This window comes from Nonomuraea aridisoli (assembly GCF_003236395.1).
GTDB classification, from domain to species: domain Bacteria; phylum Actinomycetota; class Actinomycetes; order Streptosporangiales; family Streptosporangiaceae; genus Nonomuraea; species Nonomuraea aridisoli.
Genome location: NZ_POUD01000461.1, coordinates 1 through 3836 on the forward strand (window position 1 = coordinate 1; position 3836 = coordinate 3836).

A 3836-nucleotide genomic window follows, 5' to 3' on the forward strand; every position below is an offset into this window, starting at 1 on the left:
CCCCTGCCCCGACACCCCGGCCCGCTCCCGTGCCCGCTCCCGCAGTGAGGCATCGGTGCGGCCGGTAGTCTGCGCACGTGGCTGCTGTGACGCTGACAGACGTGATCGAGGTGCTCGAGGCGGCCTACCCGCCGTCCCGGGCCGAGTCGTGGGACGCCGTGGGCCTGGTCGCCGGCGATCCGGGCGGGCGGGTGCGGCGGGTGCTGTTCGCGGTCGACCCCGTCGCCGTCGTGGCCGCCGAGGCCCTGGACTGGGGGGCCGACCTGATCGTCACCCATCACCCGCTCTACCTGCGCGGCACCACCAGCGTCGCCGCGACCACGCCCAAGGGCCGCCTCGTCCACACCCTGATCAAGAACGACATCGCCCTCTACACCGCCCACACCAACGCCGACGTCGCCAACCCCGGCGTCTCCGACGCTCTGGCCAGGGCCGTCGGCCTGGTGGGCGACCTGGTGCCGCTCCAGCCGTTCCCCGACGACCCGTGGCGCGGCCTCGGCCGCGTCGGCGAGCTGCCGGAGAAGACGTCACTGGGCGAGTTCGCCGCGCAGGCGGCGAAGGGGCTGCCGCGCACGCCCGGGGGGCTCCGCGTGGCGGGAGACCTGTCGCGCCCGGTCAGCCGGGTCGCGGTCAGCGGCGGCGCGGGCGACTCCCTGCTGGCCACGGCCGCCGCGGCCGGCGTCGACGTGTTCCTCACGGCAGACCTGCGCCACCACCCCGCCAGCGAGTTCGTGGAGTCGGGCGGGCCCGCGCTCGTCGACGCCGCCCACTGGGCGACCGAGTGGCCCTGGCTCGACAGCGCGGCGTCCATCCTGCGCGAGAGTGGCGTTACCGTTGAAACGCGTGTCTCCGCCGCGGTCACCGATGCTTGGACAAGAGGATATTGATCATGAAAGCAGCCCCTGAGGCGCAGAAGCGACTGCTTGATCTGGCAGGGCTCGACTCCCAGCTCGACCGGCTGGCCCACCGCCGCCGCACGTTGCCCGAGCTGGCCGAGATCGACGAGCGGTCGAAGCAGTACGCCCGGCTCGCCACCCAGGTGATCGAGGCCGAGACCGAGGCGGGCGACCTGGCGCGCGAGCAGACCAAGGCCGAGCACGACGTCGAGGCCGTGCGCACGCGCGCCGACCGCGACCAGAAACGCCTCGACTCCGGGGCCGTGACCTCGCCGCGCGACCTGGCGAGCCTGCAGTCCGAGATCGCCTCGCTGCACAAACGCCAGGGCGACCTCGAAGAGGTCGTGCTGGAGATCATGGAACGCCGGGAGGCCGCCGACACCAAGGTCACCGACCTGGTGGCGCAGCGCGACGAGGTCCGCGCCGCGCTCGCCGCCGCCGAGGACCGCCGCGACGCCGCCCTCCAGGAGATCGAGAAGGAGGCGGGCGAGGTCCGCGGCCGCCGCACCGCCGTGGCCGCCGAGCTCCCCGCCGACCTGCTCGGCCTCTACGACAAGCTCAAGGACCAGTACGTCGTCGGCGCCGCGATGCTGCACGGCGGCCGGTGCCAGGGCTGCAAGGTGGCGCTGTCCATCGCCGAGATGAACCGCATCAAGGCCGCCCCCCACGACGAGGTGCTCCGCTGCGACGAGTGCCGCCGCATCCTCGTACGCACCGCAGAGTCGGGCCTGTGACCTCCTACGTCATCGAGGCCGACGGCGGCTCGCGCGGCAACCCGGGGCCGGCCGGCTACGGCGCGGTCGTGCGGGACGACTCCGGGCAGGTGCTGGCGGAGGCCGCCGAGGCGATCGGCGTCGCCACCAACAACGTCGCCGAGTACCGCGGCCTCATCGCCGGGCTGCGGGCCGTGCTTGAGCTGGCCGGCGACGGGGCGGCGGTGGCCGTACGGATGGACTCCAAGCTCGTCATCGAGCAGATGGCGGGCCGCTGGAAGGTCAAGCACGAGGGCCTGCGCCCGCTGGCGGCGGAGGCGGGCTCGCTGGTGCGGCGGCTGCGGGTCACGGAGTGGACCTGGGTGCCCCGCGAACAGAACAAACACGCCGACCGCCTGGCCAACGAGGCCATGGACGCCGCCGCCCAGGGCCTCACCTGGAAGGCCGGCGGCGCGGCGGCCGCCCCCGAGGCCCCGAGCGACACGGGACCGTCCGGGCCCGGCGTGCCGCGCGGCACGGGTCCGGGCGGCACGGGTCCGGGCGGCACGGGTCCGGGCGGCCGTCAAGCGGGGCCGGCAGGGCCGTCCATGGGCGCGGCCGGGGGGTTGCGCGGTGGCAGGCAGACCGACCTGCTCGACGCGGGCGCCATCGCCGAGCTGTCCGCGCCCACCGCCTCCGTAGCCGCCGCCCAGCAGCGCACCGCCACGGGCACCGGCCCCCGCACCGGCACCGGCTGGGCCCCGCCCACGCGGGTGGCCACGTCCCTGCTCCTGCTGCGCCACGGCGAGACCGAGCTCTCCCTCGAACGCCGCTTCTCCGGCCGCGGCGAGGCCGAACTCACCGCGAACGGCCTGGCCCAGGCCGCGGCGGCGGCCGAACGGCTGTCGCGGGAGCCGTACCGGCTGGATGTGATCGTCACCTCCCCGCTCAAGCGCGCCCGGCAGACCGCGGAGGCCGTGGCCGCCCGCACCGGCCTCGAGGTCGAGGTCGAGGAGTACCTCAGGGAGACCGACTTCGGCGCCTGGGAGGGCCACACGTTCACCGAGGTGCAGCGCCGCTGGCCGGCCGAGCTGACCGCCTGGCTCGCCGACCCTGACGTGGCTCCGCCGGGCGGCGGCGAGAGCTTCGCCCAGGTCGCGCTACGCGTGGACGCGGCGGGGGAGCGGCTGGTGGAGCGGTACGCGGGCAAGACGGTGCTGGCCGTCTCCCACGTCACACCGATCAAGCTGCTGCTGCGGAACGCCCTGATGGCGCCCCTGCAGTCCCTGTACCGGATGCACCTCGACCTGGCGTGCCTGTCGCTGATCGAGTACTACGCTGACGGCCCCGCCGTGGTGAAGTCGTTCAACGACACCTCACACCTGCGCTGAGACGGCGGTGCCGCGCCGGGTGCCTGGGTGGTCCCGGCGCGGTCGCCACGCCACCGCCCCCCTCAGGCGATGACCAGCCCATTCCAGTGGGCCGATCTTGTGACGCGGTTGGGAACGGCTTGAAATTTGATACCCTGCCTCAGACGAGTCGGCCGGGCGACCGCGTCGGGCCTGCGGGCCCGCCGAGGAAGGTCCGGGCTCCACAGGGCAGGGTGGTCGGTAACACCGACCCGGGGTGACCCGCGGGACAGTGCCACAGAAAGCAGACCGCCTCCCGGTCCGCCGGGGGGTAAGGGTGAAAGGGTGGTGTAAGAGACCACCAGCGCCCACGGTGACGTGGGCGGCTAGGTAAACCCCACCCGGAGCAAGGTCAAGAAGGGACGCTCCCCGGAGCGCCCCGCGCGCGACGCCTGAGGGCTGCCCGCCCGAGTCGCGCGGGTAGACCGCTCGAGGCCGCCGGCAACGACGGCCCTAGATGGATGGTCGCCCCTTCACACGAAGGACAGAACCCGGCCTACAGGCCGACTCGTCACCCATCTACGCTGTGACCTGCACCGCAGCCACTCTCAAGATCTTTCCGTGACCAGGTGACCGTACGGGTCGGCGGTGGTGGTGATGGAGTTGTGCCGAGCCACCGAGACACCTCGGAGATCGGTACGCCTTCGGCCGGGGCACTGCTCGCGAAAGTATGGCGTAGATCGTGAAAGGTCACGTCTTCGGAAAAGCCCGGCGACCGTCAAGGCGGGTTCCCAGATCTTCTTGTTGAAGTAGTCGCACCGCAGCAGGGTGCCCTGGCCGGTCCGGCACAGCACGCGAGGGGGCTCCCGCCTTCCGCCCCTGGCGGGGGAGGGTGGCGG

At 73.3% G+C, this 3836-nt stretch carries 3 protein-coding genes and 1 other RNA gene; all 4 read left to right on the plus strand.

Annotation, left to right across the window (positions count from 1 at the left end):
- The first annotated feature begins 86 nt into the window (after positions 1 to 86).
- The 4 genes from C1J01_RS46745 to rnpB all read left to right on the plus strand — a co-directional run bounded on the left by C1J01_RS46745 (position 87) and on the right by rnpB (position 3512).
- Complete coding sequence (locus C1J01_RS46745; RefSeq protein WP_111185443.1) at positions 87 to 887, plus strand: Nif3-like dinuclear metal center hexameric protein; 801 nt, start codon at positions 87 to 89, stop codon at positions 885 to 887.
- Between the two features lie 2 nt (positions 888 to 889).
- Positions 890 to 1630 carry a zinc ribbon domain-containing protein gene (locus tag C1J01_RS46750; protein WP_111185445.1) on the plus strand — a complete coding sequence of 247 codons (741 nt, stop codon included), beginning with the start codon at positions 890 to 892 and terminating at the stop codon, positions 1628 to 1630.
- Positions 1627 to 2979, plus strand: coding sequence for a bifunctional RNase H/acid phosphatase (locus C1J01_RS46755; RefSeq protein WP_111185447.1), 1353 nt, complete (start codon positions 1627 to 1629; stop codon positions 2977 to 2979). Before C1J01_RS46750 ends, C1J01_RS46755 begins: the two co-directional genes overlap by 4 nt.
- A 144-nt stretch (positions 2980 to 3123) precedes the next feature.
- Positions 3124 to 3512: RNase P RNA component class A (rnpB, locus tag C1J01_RS46760), an RNA gene on the plus strand.
- The last annotated feature ends 324 nt before the right edge of the window (positions 3513 to 3836 follow it).

Coding starts and splice junctions, on each gene's coding strand:
- C1J01_RS46750 (WP_111185445.1), top strand. CDS start 890: ATGAAAGCAGCCCCTGAGGCGCAGAAGCGACTGCTTGATCTGGCAGGG.